General features: G+C 65.2%; 10 protein-coding genes and 4 pseudogenes. 5 read left to right on the plus strand and 9 right to left on the minus strand.

Annotated elements, in window-relative coordinates; genetic code table 11:
• Window positions 1-24: 24 nt before the first annotated feature.
• Together ACZ9C1_RS02040 and ACZ9C1_RS02045 are read left to right on the plus strand one after the other, a co-directional pair.
• Window positions 25-4085 (plus strand): annotated as a pseudogene (locus ACZ9C1_RS02040) (hemagglutinin repeat-containing protein); the annotation flags it as partial.
• Window positions 4086-4109: 24 nt separating this feature from the next.
• Window positions 4110-4262, plus strand: coding sequence for a hypothetical protein (locus ACZ9C1_RS02045; protein WP_476254599.1), 153 nt, complete (start codon window positions 4110-4112; stop codon window positions 4260-4262).
• 87 nt (window positions 4263-4349) lie between these two features.
• Here the strand turns inward: ACZ9C1_RS02045 and glsB are convergent, their stop codons facing one another.
• From glsB to ACZ9C1_RS02060, 3 genes and pseudogenes are all read right to left on the minus strand, one after another.
• On the minus strand, window positions 4350-5267 hold the full coding sequence (gene glsB, locus ACZ9C1_RS02050; RefSeq protein ID WP_476253487.1) for a glutaminase B: 918 nt from the start codon (window positions 5265-5267) through the stop codon (window positions 4350-4352).
• Window positions 5268-5416: 149 nt separating this feature from the next.
• The gene (locus ACZ9C1_RS02055) at window positions 5417-5923 is read right to left on the minus strand and encodes a GNAT family N-acetyltransferase (RefSeq protein WP_277505584.1); all 507 of its coding nucleotides are present in this window, start codon (window positions 5921-5923) and stop codon (window positions 5417-5419) included.
• A gap of 9 nt (window positions 5924-5932) precedes the next feature.
• A pseudogene (locus ACZ9C1_RS02060) lies at window positions 5933-6490 on the minus strand (HD domain-containing protein); the annotation flags it as partial.
• A 282-nt stretch (window positions 6491-6772) separates the two neighbouring features.
• Between ACZ9C1_RS02060 and ACZ9C1_RS02065 the strand changes: the two are divergent.
• A pseudogene (locus ACZ9C1_RS02065) lies at window positions 6773-6994 on the plus strand (Lrp/AsnC ligand binding domain-containing protein); the annotation flags it as partial.
• A 7-nt stretch (window positions 6995-7001) separates the two neighbouring features.
• On the opposite strand, the gene ACZ9C1_RS02070 reads toward ACZ9C1_RS02065, so the two are convergent.
• From ACZ9C1_RS02070 to ACZ9C1_RS02080, 3 genes and pseudogenes are all read right to left on the minus strand, one after another.
• The gene (locus ACZ9C1_RS02070) at window positions 7002-7655 is read right to left on the minus strand and encodes an HD domain-containing protein (protein WP_139672032.1); all 654 of its coding nucleotides are present in this window, start codon (window positions 7653-7655) and stop codon (window positions 7002-7004) included.
• A 91-nt stretch (window positions 7656-7746) separates the two neighbouring features.
• Window positions 7747-8892, minus strand: a complete 1146-nt coding sequence (gene tssI, locus ACZ9C1_RS02075) for a type VI secretion system tip protein TssI/VgrG (protein WP_476253488.1) — start codon at window positions 8890-8892, stop codon at window positions 7747-7749.
• Between the two features lie 121 nt (window positions 8893-9013).
• Window positions 9014-10118, minus strand: a pseudogene (locus ACZ9C1_RS02080) (polyamine ABC transporter substrate-binding protein).
• A gap of 138 nt (window positions 10119-10256) precedes the next feature.
• On the opposite strand from ACZ9C1_RS02080, the gene ACZ9C1_RS02085 reads away from it, so the two are divergent.
• Entirely contained in the window at window positions 10257-11048 is a 792-nt protein-coding gene (locus tag ACZ9C1_RS02085; protein ID WP_102683356.1) for a response regulator transcription factor, read from the plus strand.
• Window positions 11049-11293: 245 nt separating this feature from the next.
• On the opposite strand, the gene ACZ9C1_RS02090 is transcribed toward ACZ9C1_RS02085, so the two are convergent.
• On the minus strand, window positions 11294-11611 hold the full coding sequence (locus ACZ9C1_RS02090; RefSeq protein WP_046856247.1) for a hypothetical protein: 318 nt from the start codon (window positions 11609-11611) through the stop codon (window positions 11294-11296).
• A 227-nt stretch (window positions 11612-11838) separates the two neighbouring features.
• Here ACZ9C1_RS02090 and bla point away from each other — a divergent pair, with 227 nt between their 5' ends.
• Complete coding sequence (gene bla, locus ACZ9C1_RS02095) at window positions 11839-12714, plus strand: class A beta-lactamase (protein ID WP_457377883.1); 876 nt, start codon at window positions 11839-11841, stop codon at window positions 12712-12714.
• A 61-nt stretch (window positions 12715-12775) separates the two neighbouring features.
• Here the strand turns inward: bla and ACZ9C1_RS02100 are convergent, their stop codons facing one another.
• Complete coding sequence (locus tag ACZ9C1_RS02100) at window positions 12776-13639, minus strand: sensor domain-containing diguanylate cyclase (protein ID WP_110698535.1); 864 nt, start codon at window positions 13637-13639, stop codon at window positions 12776-12778.
• A gap of 358 nt (window positions 13640-13997) precedes the next feature.
• Entirely contained in the window at window positions 13998-15038 is a 1041-nt protein-coding gene (locus tag ACZ9C1_RS02105) for a hypothetical protein (protein WP_111532975.1), read from the minus strand.
• Window positions 15039-15068: the final 30 nt, after the last annotated feature.

The following is a 15068-nucleotide window of genomic DNA, read 5'->3' on the forward strand; positions in this document are numbered from 1 at the left end:
CAGTACCTACATGGAGAGTGACCTATGCCCAAGACCCCCTTTACCTTCAATTTGTCCCCGCAAGGCAAGCTGCGCTGGGCGATCGCCAGCCTGCTGCTGGCCACCAGCCTGCCCCAGGCGCTGGCCGGCGGTGTGGTGGTCGCCCCCGGGCCCGGGGGCACGGCGCAACTGCAGACCCAGGGCGGCGTGCCCATCGTCAATATCGTCGCCCCCAACGGCGCGGGCCTGTCGCATAACCAGTTCCTCGACTACAACGTCGACCGCCAGGGTCTGGTACTGAACAACGCCCTGCAGGCCGGGCACTCGCAGCTGGCCGGCGAGCTGGCGGCCAACCCGCAGTTCCAGGGCCAGGCGGCGAGCGTGATCCTCAATGAAGTGGTCAGCCGCAATGCCTCCGCCATCAATGGCGCCCAGGAAATCTTCGGCCGTGCCGCCGACTACGTGCTGGCCAACCCCAACGGCATCTCGGTCAATGGTGCCAGCTTCATCAACGCGCCCAATGCCAGCCTGGTGGTGGGCCGACCCGAGCTGGACGCGGGCCGGCTCAAGGCCCTGGGCACCCAGGACGCCAACGGCCAGTTGCAGGTGCAGGGCGCCGGCCTGCGCAACGACGGCGGTTCGGTCAACCTGATCGCCCCGCGCATCGACAGCCAGGGCCGACTGGATGCCCGGGACCAGCTCAACCTCACCGTGGGCCGCAACCAGGTGGATTACGCCAGCGGCCAGGTCAAGGTGCTCGACGGCGGCGCGGCCAGCGGCGAGCAGCGTATCGACGCCAGCCTGTTCGGCGCAATGCAGGCCGGGCGCATCAATATCGTCAGCACCGCGCAGGGTGCCGGGGTGCGGGTCGGGCCAGGGCAGATCGAAGGCCGCGACGGCGTGCGCATCGACTCGGCGGGTAACCTGAACATCAGCGGCGCCGCCGTGGCCGACTCGCTGCAAGCGACCCGTGCGGGCGTGCGCAGCAGCCAGGGCGATGTGCAACTGCATGGTGCCCAGGACCTGACCCTGGCCGCCGCCGACGTGGCCGGGCGCGACGTCAAGCTCGACGCCGGGCGCAACCTCACCCTGAGCACCGTGCAAAGCCGCAAGCTCCAGGAAAAACGCGAGAGCTGGCGCAGCGGTGCACTGGGCATCGATTGGGAAACCTACCAGCGCACCCAGACCGACAGCGATACCCGCGAGCATGGGGTGCAGGTCGTGGCCCAGCGTGATGCTCGGGCGAACGCCGGCCAGGATGTCACCGTCAATGCCGCCAGCATCGAGGCGCCCGGCCAACTGAGCCTGAACAGCGGGGGCGACCTGCGCCTGACCGCTGCCACCGAACGCCAGGTCAACAGCGACCAGGGCAAGCACACCAAGGGCTTCTGGAAGGCCGACTGGGACAATCGCAGCGAAACCCAGCGCAGCGTCACCAGCCAGCTCAAGGGCGGCAATATCGAACTGCGGGCCAAGGCTTCGGTGCTGGCCGAAGGTGCCCAGCTGACCAGCGGCCAGGACATCCGCATTGCCGGCAAGCAGGTGCAGATCAGCAACGCCTCGCGCACCGACCAGCGCGACAGCCAGAACCAGCAGAGCAAGTTCTTCGGCGTCAGCCACAACGAAGCCAAGCAGAACAGCCGGGAAAGCACCGCCGTGCGCAGCGAGCTGGTGGGCCGGTGGCAGCGTTGGCCTGAACAGCGCCGAAGGCATCGAGGTGGTCGGCTCCACGGTCAAGGCCACCGGCGCGTTGAACGCCGACGCGGCGGGCAACCTGAAGGTCGCCTCGGCCCAGGACACCCGCGAGCACGGCAGCGCCAGCAGCAGCCGTGGTTTCGTGGCCTCGGCCAAGGAGACCGCGCCGGGCTCGGGGCAGTATCGCGCCGGCGTCGGCTATGCGAGCGATCGCCAGAGCGCCACTGGCAGCCAGGTCAGCCAGCAGGGTTCCAGCCTCAGCGGCAGCGAGGTTCAGCTGACCGCCGGCGCTGACCTGACCGTCAAGGGCGCAGCGGTGAAGTCCACGGCAGGCGACACCACCCTGGCCGGCAAGCAGGTGTCGTTGCTGGCCGAGCAGGACAGCCGCAGCGAGTCCCGCGACAGCAGCCACACCGGGGGTGGCGTCTACCTCACCGCCGGCCTCGACCGTGCCGGCGCCGGGGTCGACTTCGCCCATGGCACCCAGCAGGACACCGCAAGCAGCAGCACTGCCAAGACCACCGGCATCGACAGCGCCGGCAGCTTGACCATCAAGGCCGACACCCTGGCCAGCGAAGGCGCCCAGGTCAACAGCGCCGGCACCCTGAGCGTCAGCGCCAACCAGGTGGACAACCGCGCGGCTCGCGACACCACCAGCAGCAGCCACCAGCAGAGCAACTGGACGGCGGATGTCGGCGTCAATGTCGAATACAAGGACATCGCCCGGCCGATCGCCGGGGTGGTCAAGGATGTGGTGGACGGCAAGGTGTCGGTGAAGGACGCGCTCGACGGCAAGCTGCCGCTGGGCGATGTCAAGGACGTGCTTGCCGGCAAGACCTCGCTGACCGACGCCCTGGGCAAGCTCGGCACGCCGAACCTGGGCGTCGACCTGGCCGTGGGCCATGCCAGCCAGCAGCAGGGTGAGCAGACCGGCACCGCGGTGGTCAGCCAGTTCAACGGCCAGGGCGTCCAGCTGGATGTGGCTGGTGCGCTGAAGGACCAGGGCACCCAGTACAACGCCAACGGCGGCGCGCTGAACGTCAAGGCCGGCGCGTTGCAGGCCGAGGCCGCCAGCAACACCCACAGCCGCAGCGAGCAGCAGGTGAATGCCGATGTATCCGCCCGGGTCTACACCAAGACCGGCGAGGACCTGAATGTGACCGCCAGTGGTTCGGGGGGAAGCAAGAGCCTGGCCGAAGACCGTTCCACTGCCGTGGTCGGCACCTTCAGTGGCAATCAGGGCCTTAACATCCAGGTCGGCGGCGATGCCCGCTTCGAAGGCAGCCGCCTCGACGGTGGCCAGGGCGCGGTGGCCGTCAACACTGGCGGCAAGCTGGCCCTGGAGCAGGCCAGCAACCATGAGCGTCGCGACACCCGCAGCCTCGGTGGCAGCGCTTCGCTGACCGTGGGCACCTTGCCGGTGGGTGACAAGGTCGACCTGGGCGCCGGGTTGCAACTCGACCATGCCGGCGAACACAGTGCCGACAGCAAGGCCCAGGTGGCGAGCATCAGCGGCAGCGGCCCGGTGCGGTTGGGCAGCGGTGGCGACCAGACCTTGCAAGGTACGCGCATCGACGCGACGGGCCCGGTCGAACTCAAGGCCGGTGGCGCTCTTGACCTGCAGGCCGCCAGCGACACCCGGACTGTCAGCGGCAGCCACCTGGGCGGCGGTCTCAACCTCGGCGGCAAGGTAGCCACCGGTGAGCAGGGCCGCGACCTGAGCGGCAAGCTGGGCGGCAACTTCAATGTGGGCCAGACCAACGAACGCTCGCAGACCCTGAGCGGCGGCCAGCTGAACAGCCGCGCCAATGTGGACCTGGCCGGCCAGTCGGTGCATCTGCAGGGCACGCAGGTCGCTGCTGCGGGCGTCAACGTCGGCGCAGGCGAGGGTGGCCTGGCGCTGGAGTCGGCGCAGTCCACCCAGAGCCGCAACAACTGGGGCGTCGAGCTGAAGGCCGGCGGCAACCTGAGCCGCAATATCCCCGGTCGACGCCGGCAAGCAGGCCACTGCGTCCCAAGACTTCGACCTCGGCGGCAAGGTGCACGTGGATCATCTGCAGGGCACCACCCAGCAGAACAGCCGGATCGCCGCCGACACGGTGGCGTTGAACAGCACGGGCGCGGCGCAACTGAGCGGCGCCCGTGTCGAAGGCCAGCACATCGGCGGCAAGCTCGACGGCGGGCTCAGTATCCAGGAGCGTCAGGACACCACCACCTCGGTACGTCTCGACCTGGGCGCCGGCCTTGTCGGCAAACCAGGCGAGGCCAAGGACGGCGAAGCCAAGCCCGCCTTCGGCTACACGCCGTCGTTCAATGCCCAGGGCGAGTTCGTGCGCAAGGCCGGGGTCCAGGAAACGTCGCAGATCACGGCGCAGCGCGAGCTGGGGCTGCAGGTCAAGGGCGTGGAGCAGGGCGGGAACACGGTCGGGGCCGAGGTGAAACCACTCGGTTACCAGGTCAAGGCCACCCTCGACCTGCCCAAGCTGCCTGAAGCCGGCCTGCCCAGCGTGTCGCTGGATGACGGCAAGCTGAAGGTCGGGCCGGTGACGGTCGAGGGGCAGCTTGATGATCTGACCAACAAAGGCTGACGGGGCCGCTCTGCGGCCCATCGCGGGGCAAGCCCGCGCCTACAGGCGATTGCTATCCCTGTAGGCGCGGGCTTGCCCCGCGAACGTTCAGACCGCCGAAAACACCGACCCGGTAATCCGTTCGCTCAACAGCTCCAGAACCCGCAACCCCGCCAGCGAGTTGCCCGAGGCGTTCAGCGCCGGCGACCACACGCAGATGCTGTAGCGCCCCGGCACCACCGCGACGATGCCGCCGCCCACGCCGCTCTTGCCCGGCAGCCCGACGCGGTAGGCGAAATTGCCGGCCTCGTCATACAGCCCGCTGGTGGCCATGATCGCATTCACTTGCTGCGCCTGGCGCGGGCTGAGCACTTGTTCGCCGCTGTGCGGGCAGTAGCCGCTGTTGGCCAGGAAGGCGAAGCCACGGGCGACGTCGGCGCAGCTCATCGACAGCGCGCAGTGGTGGAAGTAGCTGCGCAGCACCGCGTCGACATCATTGTGGAAGTTGCCGAAGGCCTGCATCAGGTAGGCCATGGCCGCATTGCGTGCGCGGTGCTGGTACTCCGACTCGGCCACCACCGTGTCGCTGACGATACGCGGATTGGCCGCCAGGCGGCGGACGAAGTCGCGCATCGACAGGGTGGGGGTGGCATAGCGCGACTGGTTGATGTCGCAGATCACCAGCGCCCCGGCATTGATGAACGGGTTGCGCGGCCGGCCCTTTTCCACCTCCAGCTGCACCAGCGAGTTGAACGCCTGCCCCGAAGGCTCGTAGCCCAGCCGCGACCAGATGTCTTCGCCGCTGTGGTTGATCGCTTGCACCAGGCTGAACACCTTGGAGATGCTCTGGATCGAGAACGCCGTGCGCGCATCCCCGGCGCAGTGCAACTGGCCGTCCAGGCTCTGCACGGCGATGCCCAGCTGGTTGGGGTCGACCTGGGCGAGGGCGGGAATGTACTGCGCCACCTGGCCCTGGACGAGCAGGGGGCGGACGTGGTCGAGGATCTCTTGCAGGAGTGCTTGCATCGGAAAACCTGGTGCGGAGGAAAGACGCGGTCGAAAACGTTCAGGTAGACGATGGTCGCTGGCTGCGGAGCACATCTGCCGGCGTTGATTCCTGTGATGATGCGTGACCTGCAGGCGCAGGCTTGCCCCGCGCCTGCAGTGACCGCGTTTTACGCGTTGGAGGTTGCCTCGAACGCGGCGTGGTATTGCACGTCGCCTTGCGGTACGTCCCCAGTGAAGGCCAGGGCCTGGAAGTACTCGGCAGGCACGCCCGGCAAGGTCAGGCCCGGCTGGGCCTTGAAGCCGAAGCGGGCATAGTAGCGCGGGTCGCCCAGCACCACGCAGCCCTGGCCGGCCAACCCATGCAACCGGGCCAGCGCGGCATTGATCAGCGCCGAGCCGATGCCTTGCCCCTGGCGTGCCGGCGACACCGAAACCGGCCCGAGGCCGAACCAGCCGCTGGCGCCCGACGCCAGGGTGACCGGGGAAATCGCCACATGGCCGACGACAGCGCCGGCCTCCACGGCCACCAGCGAAACCGTCAGCTGCCCCGCCCGACGCAGCGCCGTGACGATGAACTGCTCGGTGTGGCTGCTGTGTTCGGCGTCGGCGAAGGCGGCTTCGGTCAATTGGCCGATGGCGTCGATGTCTTCGGGGCGCTCGTCGCGCAGGGCGATGCCATTGTCCAGGTGCCTGCGCGTGTCGGCGTCAATCAGGTCGCGCAGGGCCTCGAACAGCGGTGTGGCGGCAGTGTAGCGCTTGCCGTAGTTGAGGTTGAAGGCATAGTCGAAGCCCGGCGGATTGCGGCCCTGGTTGTGCTGCAACAGGGTCTCCAGCTTGTCCAGGGCCTTGACCGCCTGGGCCTCTGCGGACGTCGCGGCTTCGTAGTCTTCCCACAGCCCCATGATCTCCTCGCGCAGGGGCGCATCCAGGCTCGCCATCAATTGCAGCAGGTCGTCGCGCTCCTGCTGGCTCTTGTCGGGGAAGCCCTGCTTGCTGACGGCGGGCACGTCGCCACTGATGGCCTCGCCGAGGTCGTGGACCAGGCACATTTTCAGGACCTTGAGCAGGTCGAGGTCGCCCAGTTCGTCGGCGAAGGTGATGGCCATCAGGCACAGCCGCCAGGTGTGCTCGGCGGTGCTTTCGGCACGGCCGGTGGAGGTATGGGCGCTGCGCAGCACACTCTTGAGTTGTTCGGCCTGGCGCAGGAAGTCCAGGCGGTTCTGCAGTTTTTCGATGTTCATGGCGACTCCATGTCCTGGGGCGGGTTCAGCGTGTCGGCATGATAACCCCAGACGACTGCCGGCCTTCATGGTTCTGACGTTTGCATGCCTGGGATACTCAATTCCACGCCTGCTGCCGTGACCGCGCTCCACGCTGACGTGGGCGTGCAGGACGCTGACGCAGCGACAACCCACGCTCTGCGCGGCGGCGGCCAGGGCGCGGCCATTGTTGCCGTCGGTGGCGCTGACACACGCCTGACAGGGCCCACTCCCATGACCCTTGACCCCTTCGACCGCGCACTGCTCGACGCCATGCAGCGCACCTTCATGGCCTGCCCGCAGGTTCAGCAGTGCTATCACGTGGCGGGGGCATGCGACTTCGTGCTGATCCTGCTGGTGCGGGACATGGCGCAGTACACCCAGCTGACGCGGGAGCTGTTCTTCCAGAGCAACAATGTGAAGCGCTTCAAGACGCTGGTGTCGATGAGCAATGTGAAGACCGGGTTGCAGGTGCCGGCGACCTGAGACGAGCTCAGGCGACGCCGATCTCATCCATGAAGTCGTCCAGGAACGACGCCAGCCGTTCATGCCGGAGCGTCGCCAGGCGAGCCCCCTCGGTGGTCTGGAACCCCGAGGCGAGCTTTAGCAGCTTGGTGTGGAAATGCTCGATGGCGTACCGGTTGTCCTGGTGGTCCCGCCCTTCGGCAGTGGGATTCTCGAAGTCGTACAGTGACGAGCCCATGCGCCCTGCGACATAGAAACAACGGGCGACGCCCACCGCGCCGAGGGCATCGAGGCGGTCGCTGTCCTGGAGGATCCTCGCCTCCAGGCTCAGCGGCGCGATGCCCGCCGAGTAACTGTGGGCCTGCACCGCATGGGCCGCTTGCTCGACGCGTGCCGATGGCCAGCCCTTGTCGGTGAGGATCGCGGCGGCCCGCTTGGCCGAGAGCGTCGAGGCCTGGCTACGCAGAGGCGAGTTCTTCTCCACCGCCACGCAGTCGTGCAGCACGGTGGCGGCGAGCAGCACTTCAAGGTCGCCACCTTCCTTGGCCTGGATGCGCCGGACGTTACTCCACACCCGCTGCACATGGGCGAGGTCGTGGGAGCCGTCGGTACAGGCGCCGGGCAGGCAGGGCAGCAGTTCGTCCGCCAGGGGCTGCAGGGGAAAGAACGGCGCGTTGGCCATCGAGCGTGCTCCATCGATCAGGGTAAGGGCTGAACATCGGTTCGGCGCGGCAACGGTACACCAATCGTCGCTGGCTCGGGCAGGCGTGCGGTCAGCGGCAACACAGGCAACCGCTGATCAGCGGTTGATCGGGGTCGTTTTCCACGAAGGTGACCATGACTTCCATGCCCGTGTGCGGTGGCGTGCTCGCACAGCTCCAACTGGAGGACGCGCTCAGCCAGCAACTGCTCTTGTCGTCGAACCAGTCTTCGCGGTCCCAGGGGAACTTGACCTGTATCTTTGCCAGGCGCCGGTCACGCTGGGACATCTCGTCTTCCACCGCGATGACGACAGCGGTCTGGTTGCCGGGTAGCTCAGGTTTGCGGTGAGTCAGAGGCAGGCGGTAGGGCGCTTCCCAGGGAATAGCCATGAAGTGGTTGCGGTATCCCCGAGCAATGTGGTCAGTGGCGCCGCGCTCACCGGCTATCCGTGGTTGCCTGCCCTGGTGAATGACCCGCGTCAGGAGCCACGGAGCGTTCAACGCCTGGCGCGGATGCCCGCAAACGTCCAGCACATGGCCACTGGCCAAATGGGTCTGGTCACTGTGCCCTTCAGCTTGATGATCTGCCAGGCCACGAAAATCGAGCGGATTGTCGCCGTCCTGGTTGCAGGCGGCAGGTTGCCCCAACCTGGGGAACACCGCCTGGTCATCACCGAACACCAGCACATGGCCCTGGGCACTGTGCTGGAAATGGAAGTGGATGCCTTCTTCCTCGCACAGGCGCTGAATGAAGTGCAAATCCGTTTCGTGGTACTGGGTGCAGTAGTCGCGCTCGGGGTAGGTCGAGCCTAGATGAAACCGATAAGCGTCGCCGACGATTCCGTGCTCTTCCAGGATCAAGGCAACGATATTCGGTACCGAGAACTGTTCATAGATTCTCTGGTTGATGCGATGGCGCAAGTAGGAGAGGTGCGGTACCAGGGTCATGCTGTAGTGCTTCGAGCACTGTGCATTACCGCTTTGAGCGATGTGGTAGACGCGGCCATGGATGCCGTTGCCATTGTTGTCGAAGGACAGGAAAGCCTCACGGTCGAAAAGGCACTCGAGATCCATGTCAGCCCGCTCGCCGACAAGCTCCACATTGAAGTAGTACGGCCTGCCGAGCGCTTCCTCCCCATTGAATGCGAGCACGTGGAAAGCGTGATCGATACCGTCGATCGTCAAACTGAATCGAGTTTGTTGGGCTGGGCTGAACATCCACTGTTCTCTTTTCAAGGTCGGACTCAATTGAGCAACAGGCATTGGCGCGCAGCGCGCTGCACGCCAATGGACACGATCAAGGGCTGGCAGGGGGCAGCAGACACCCCATTACCTCAGGTCAAACACCGCTCTTCACTTTGGTCCAGACCCGGGTGCGGATCCGCTCCAGTTTCAACGGCAGTGGCTCGAGTGGGATCAGCGTGGATATCGTCGTGGCGTCCGGGTAGATCCAGGGATTGTCGCGCAGCTTCTGCTCGACAAACGCGGTGGCGTCTTTGTTGGCGTTGGGGTACAGCGTGTGGTTCGAGGTCTTGGCAATGACTTCTGGCCGAAGCATGTAGTTGATGAACGCCATGCCTTCCTTGGGGTGAGGGGCGTCTTTGAGCAGTACCAGGTTCTCCGACCAGACCAGCGCGCCCTCGCGCGGCAGGCTGTAGGAAATCCGGCGCCCGGTGTTGGTCTTTTCGTTCAGGGCCTGTGCCGCAAGGGCACCATTGGCCCAACCGACAACCGCGCAGATATTACCGTCAGCCAGGTCGGTGTCGATTCGCGAGGAATCGAAGTAGAGGACGTAGGGGCGTATCTTCAACAGCAGCGCCTGGGCCTTCTGGTAGTCGTCCGGGTTCTTGCTGTTGCTGGGCAGCCCCAGGTAATGCAAGGCAATCGAGATGATCTCGCTCGGGGAATCCAGCATCGCCACCCCGCAGGATTGCAGCTTGCTGATGTTCTCTTCCTTGAAGATCAGGTCCCAGCTGTCCACGCGGCGCCTGTTCACCCAATGCCGCTTTGACTTTGTCGACGTCATAGCCGATGCCGGTGGTGCCCCACAGGTAGGGCACCGCGTAACGATTGCCAGGGTCATTGACCGCGACCTGGGCCAGCAGCGCCGGGTCGATATGTGCCAGGTTGCTCAGTTGCTCACGGTCCAAGGGCTGCAGCACGCCCGCCTGGATCAGGCTGGGCAATACGTTGGAGGTGGCCACGACCACGTCATACCCCGTGCGCCCGGCCATTACCTTGCTCTGCATGATGTCGGCGCTGTCGAACGCATCCATGCGCATCCGCGTGCCAGTTGCCTGCTCGAAGGCCTTGGGGGTCTCTGGCGCGAGCAGCCCGAACCAGTTGTACAGGTGCATGCCGGGCTGGGCCGCGGCCACCGAGGTGCTGATTGCCGCACCGAGCAGCGAGGCGGCAAAAAGGGTTCGCAAACGTGACGTTCTCATGCAACATCCTTATCGAAACGATGTATCTTCTGGCCCGTCCTGAGCCCAGACAGCGACTATACCGGGCAGGCCCGGATAGTAAATACCTCCGATTACGTAGCGCTGACCTGCTGATTCCTAACCCAAAAGGGGTAGAAAATGCCGTTCGACCTTCATGGCCTGGCGTGGCACCGTTCGATCGGCAAGCTGATCATGCAGCTGGACCGCCCCGCGTTCTGGAGTTCGTTGGTGCGGGTATTGAATGAGTACGTGCAGATCGACAACTGGGTGGTGTTGATCTTCAGCCAGCAGCAGGTGGACGTGGTGGCTCTTCCTGAGGTGGCGGATGCGCAGGAGGTCGATGCGTTCATTCATCGCTATGTGAAGGGGCTTTACCTGCTGGACCCGTTTTATATCGCCAATCGGGAAAACCCGCAGAGTGGCTTCTTTCATCTGCTGGACATAGCGCCGGAATACTTCGTCGAAACTGAATACTATCAGCAGTATTTCGCTCATTATATTTCGGCGGATGAAGTCCAATACAATGTCCAGCTCGACCCCGATAGAACATTGTGCATGTCCATCGGGAGCAAGGTACGTTTCAGCCAGGAGCAAATTACCCTGCTCGATATCATCAAGCCCTGGGTAACTGCGCTCATGCACCAGCGCATGGCCTTTGAAGTCGACGCGAACGAACACCTCGCCGAGCCACTGTCATGGCCTGAAACGGTTGCTCAGCTGGCCACGCAGATCACCTCGCGCGAAAGCGATGTGCTCAGGTTGTTGCTCAGTGGCTATTCCAACAAGGAAGTGGCCGGCAAGCTGGCGCTCTCGGTGGAGACCATCAAGGTTCATCGGCGTAACCTCTATGCCAAGTTGAATGTCCGTTCACAATCGGAATTGTTCGCCCGGTTCCTCATGCCCAAACAGGACGTTCTTTCTGCACGGTGACGTCAGTTACTGGGGCAGATGTTGATCGCTAGTGTGGTGTTTCACAAATAACGACCATAACTCGCGGCGCTTTTTGCGCTCATGCGGCGTTGTCGCTCCTCGCCGTAGCTGGGCTACGACTCGTCGCGACGCCTTGCCTGAGCGCAAAAAACGCTCGCGATTTATTGGTCGTATTTGCAAAACACCACACTAGTGCAAGATCGGGGCAGGGCAGAGCCCGGCATGGCGCCGGGCTCTTGAAGGTATTACTGAGGCAACAGCTTGTGGGCGCGTTCGCTGGCGTTATTGAAGACCTCGATCAGTCTTTTCGCCAGTGCGTCTTCGATTGCCGCGGCAGTGAGCAGGCCCTGGGTAAAGCCGATGCCCTGGTCCTTGGCAACCGCCAGCTGCTGGCTGTTCTCCGCTTCGGCCAGGTCGCCGAGGTAGTGGGCTGCGCGGAAGGCGTAGCGCTCGGGGAGGGTCAGCTGTTCAAGCTCCTTCAACGAGAGGGCGAACTGGCTGGCGGCGGCGGGTTTCAGGCTGAGGTGCTCGAACTGGAGCAGGCTCAGGCGATCGGTAGTCAAGGCGAATCTCCGTTTCTTTGCGGGAATACCCGGTTACTGTCCTGCCTTTTGCCGGTCAGCGCAAGGGTAGTCAGGGCGGTGGCGCGAAAAACAGTTGGCCAGGCTCGCTCGCAGCACAAGCGCGTGCCATGCGCCGCGCAGGCAGGCCTGGCCGCTTCCTCTGCTTGGCGTGCATGCTAAAACGTTCTAGCCTTCGCGTTTTGCTCATTGGCGTAAGGAATACCCGCATGACTCCCACCCTCAGCCGCCGTCGCGTGCTCCAGGGCGCGCTCGGCTGCTCGGCCCTGCTGGCCCTGCCAACCTGGGCGGATGACCCGCTGCGCAAGCCATTGCAGCAAATGGAGGCCACCACCGGCAGCACGATCGGCCTGTGGGCCCTGGACACCGGCAGCGGCCAGCAACTGGCCTGGCGCGCCGAGGAGCGCTTCGCGTTCTGCAGCACCTTCAAGGCCGTCCTCGCCGGCGCCATCCTGCACCGCAGCCAGGCCGAGCCGGGCTTGCTGAAGCGGCGCATCGCCTACGGCGCCGAACAGCTGGTGGTGTATTCCCCGGTCACTGAAAAGCACGTGGGCGCCGGCATGACCGTCGCCGGGCTCTGCGCCGCCGCGGTGCAGTACAGCGACAACACCGCCGGCAACCTGTTGCTCGAGCTGGTCGGTGGCCCGCCGGGGCTTACGGCGTTTGCCCGCAGCCTGGGTGACCCGACGTTCCGCCTCGACCGCAACGAACCGACGCTCAATACCGCCTTGCCAGGCGATCCGCGTGACACTACGACGCCCCTGGCCATGGGCGTGACTCTGCAGCGCCTGTTGCTGGGCGACGGCCTGGCTGCTGCCGAGCGTCAACAGCTGCAGGATTGGCTCAAGGGCAACACCACGGGCGATGCCCGTATCCGCGCCGGCGTGCCGAAGGATTGGGTGGTGGGCGACAAGACCGGGTCGGGTGACTACGGTGTGGCCAACGATGTCGCGGTCATCTGGCCCAAAGGCCGGGCGCCGTGGATCCTGGTGGTGTTCAGCCGTGGAGCCAAGGCGGATGCGCCCTGGAACAGCGAGACGATCGCGGCAGCCACGCGGGTGGTGGTGGACGCCTGGCAGGGCTGAGCAATCGCTCGGACCATTATCCGAACGCGTGGGAGCGGGCTTGCCCCGCGATGAGGTCGGCTCACCCCACGCGTACGCGCCGCCGTTTCTTGAGGTACATCTGGCCATCGGCATGGCTGAGCAAGGTGTCGGCATCCTCGCCATCGCTGGGGTAGCAGGCCACGCCAATGCTGCAGGAGGGCATCCTGACCTCACCGAATTCGGCGCCGAGCGGTTGCTCCATGACCCTGGCGATCTGCTCGACCATCTCGTACACGTCATCCTCCGAGGGCACGTCAGTCAGCAGCACGATGAACTCGTCGCCGCCGATCCGCGCCACGGTGTCCGCCGCCTGCACGCTGTCCTGCAGCCGGCGGGCGATGGTGCACAGCACGCGGTCGCCAGCAGCATGACCATGCACATCGTTGATACCCTTGAAATCATTGACGTCGAGAAACAGCAAGGCGAGCCGCCGCTGCTGCTGGCGAGCCATGCGCAGGGCCGTGGCGAGGCGGTCGTTGAACAGCGAGCGGTTGGTCAGCTTGGTCAGCGGGTCGTGATGGGCCAGGAAACGCAGTTCCTGCTCGGCCTGGGTGAGGGCGGTGATGTTGCGGGCCACGCCGATCCGCGCGCCGACTTCATCGGACCAGGAGGCCGCCCAGAGAATGTGCACGATCTCGCCATCCTTGCGCACATAGCGGTTGCGAAAGTCACAGTGGGCGTTGCCGTTCATCACCCGCACGATCGAGGCGCGGGTGGCCTCCAGATCATCCGGGTGCATGTAGCGGGTGATCGGGGTGCCGGTCAGCTCGTCGGCGCGGTAGCCGAGCAAGGCCTCGCAGGCATCGCTCACGAACACGATGGTGTCGTCTTGGTCGACCACGAACACGGTGTCCAGCATCAGGTGGATCAGCCTGGGGTACAGCGCTTGCAGGTCGACGGGCATAGGGCGGGGGTATCCGATACGGGTAGCCCGGTCATGGTCCGATCACGCAGGGCGGCCGCGCGATGTCCTGCAAGCCGCCGTGGGCCGCTTGCCGCGCCCGTGCAGCATACACAGGGTCGGGGGCGGGGCACACTACCTGTGAGCAAGCAAAGCCTGCATGGTGCAGTCTGGCGGCGCGTACCCTGTCCCCCAAGGCGAGAGTGACCGGGCGCAGGGCGTGGCCTTTGCGCAGGCAAGTGCCGGGCTGCGCCTAGGCTGATGGAGCCGGCGGGTTGGTGGCTGGCCTCAGGGAGCTGAGGCCGAGGTTCAAGGGGGCGGCGATCACTAGCATGGGACAGACTTGCGCTCGGGTGACTGCCTACAGCCTCCAGCATCCGGCGAAGCGCTTGCAAACCCCTTCGCGTTGATCCAGTTCAGCCATGCTGCGCAAGTGTTCGAGGCTGATCTGCGCGACCGTCTCCTGCAGGACATAGTTGTAGTAGTACGCCATGTCGCGCATGCGCTGGGCCTTGCTGCGCAGGCCTACGTCGTTGTTGCCACCGGCCCAGACCTGCAACTGCTCGTCGCGCACGCTACGCAGGTAGGCGCGGCTGTCGGCGTCGTAGCGCTCCAGCGTACGTGCCTTGAGGTTGGCGAGCGCCTCGGCGAGCCTCTGCAGATTCTGCTGGTACTGCTGCCAGTAGGCCTCTGGAAGATCGAGGCCCAGTTCCCGCTTGCGTGCCGCTACCTGGGCTTCGGGAGAGGTTTGACGAGTGATGGCGACGGCAGTGCGCAACGTGGTCAGTTGCTCCATCTCCGGGGTGACGCTGTCGTGGATGATGCTATCGATCAACGCGGTGCGCCGGGGGGTATCGGGCAGCGGTGTGGGTTGTTTCGGGAACAACGCTGAGGTACCCCGGCAGGCGCTTGGGATGGTGTCGATCATCGGATAGGGCTGGCGCTGGTCCTTGCCCTCGACGCGTTGCAGACGCACCAGTGCCGCTTGGCAGTAGCCAGGTGACTGGTCGAAGCGCAGTTCATATTCGGAGCCTGCCTGCGGTGTCAGGGTGAACGAGGCCGAGCAGACCGTAGTGGCGCCCTGGGTGTTGGCGCGAACATGTACCGGCTGGCCGGGTTCGAGGCGGATCTCGTAGTAGCTGTTGCTGTTTGCCGGTGGCGGCACGCTCATGTCGGCCCGCCGACGCGAGTCGGGCACGAACAGGTTGTTGAGCATGCCGGTGGTTCGGGCTTCACAGCGCGCGCTGTCGAACAGGTCGAGGGTGGCGCTGCCATTGCCCGAGATGTAACGCAGCTTGGCGGCATCCGGGCGGGTGCTGTCGATGTAGGTGCCATTGATACTGCAGGCGCTGACCAGGGCGGACAGTGCGAACAGGGCAAGCAGGTGAGCGATGGGGGGCATGATCGTCCGTGAGTGAAGCCGTGGGGGCGC

This window comes from Pseudomonas sp. TE21435 (assembly GCF_056279265.1).

Excerpts from the sequence above, each read along its gene's own strand:
- tssI (WP_476253488.1), bottom strand. The coding sequence starts at position 8,892 with ATGTTCAGCCCAGCCCAACAAACTCGATTCAGTTTGACGATCGACGGT.
- bla (WP_457377883.1), top strand. The coding sequence starts at position 11,839 with ATGACTCCCACCCTCAGCCGCCGTCGCGTGCTCCAGGGCGCGCTCGGC.
- glsB (WP_476253487.1), bottom strand. The coding sequence starts at position 5,267 with ATGCAAGCACTCCTGCAAGAGATCCTCGACCACGTCCGCCCCCTGCTC.
- ACZ9C1_RS02070 (WP_139672032.1), bottom strand. The coding sequence starts at position 7,655 with ATGGCCAACGCGCCGTTCTTTCCCCTGCAGCCCCTGGCGGACGAACTG.
- ACZ9C1_RS02100 (WP_110698535.1), bottom strand. The coding sequence starts at position 13,639 with ATGCCCGTCGACCTGCAAGCGCTGTACCCCAGGCTGATCCACCTGATG.
- ACZ9C1_RS02085 (WP_102683356.1), top strand. The coding sequence starts at position 10,257 with ATGCCGTTCGACCTTCATGGCCTGGCGTGGCACCGTTCGATCGGCAAG.
- ACZ9C1_RS02105 (WP_111532975.1), bottom strand. The coding sequence starts at position 15,038 with ATGCCCCCCATCGCTCACCTGCTTGCCCTGTTCGCACTGTCCGCCCTG.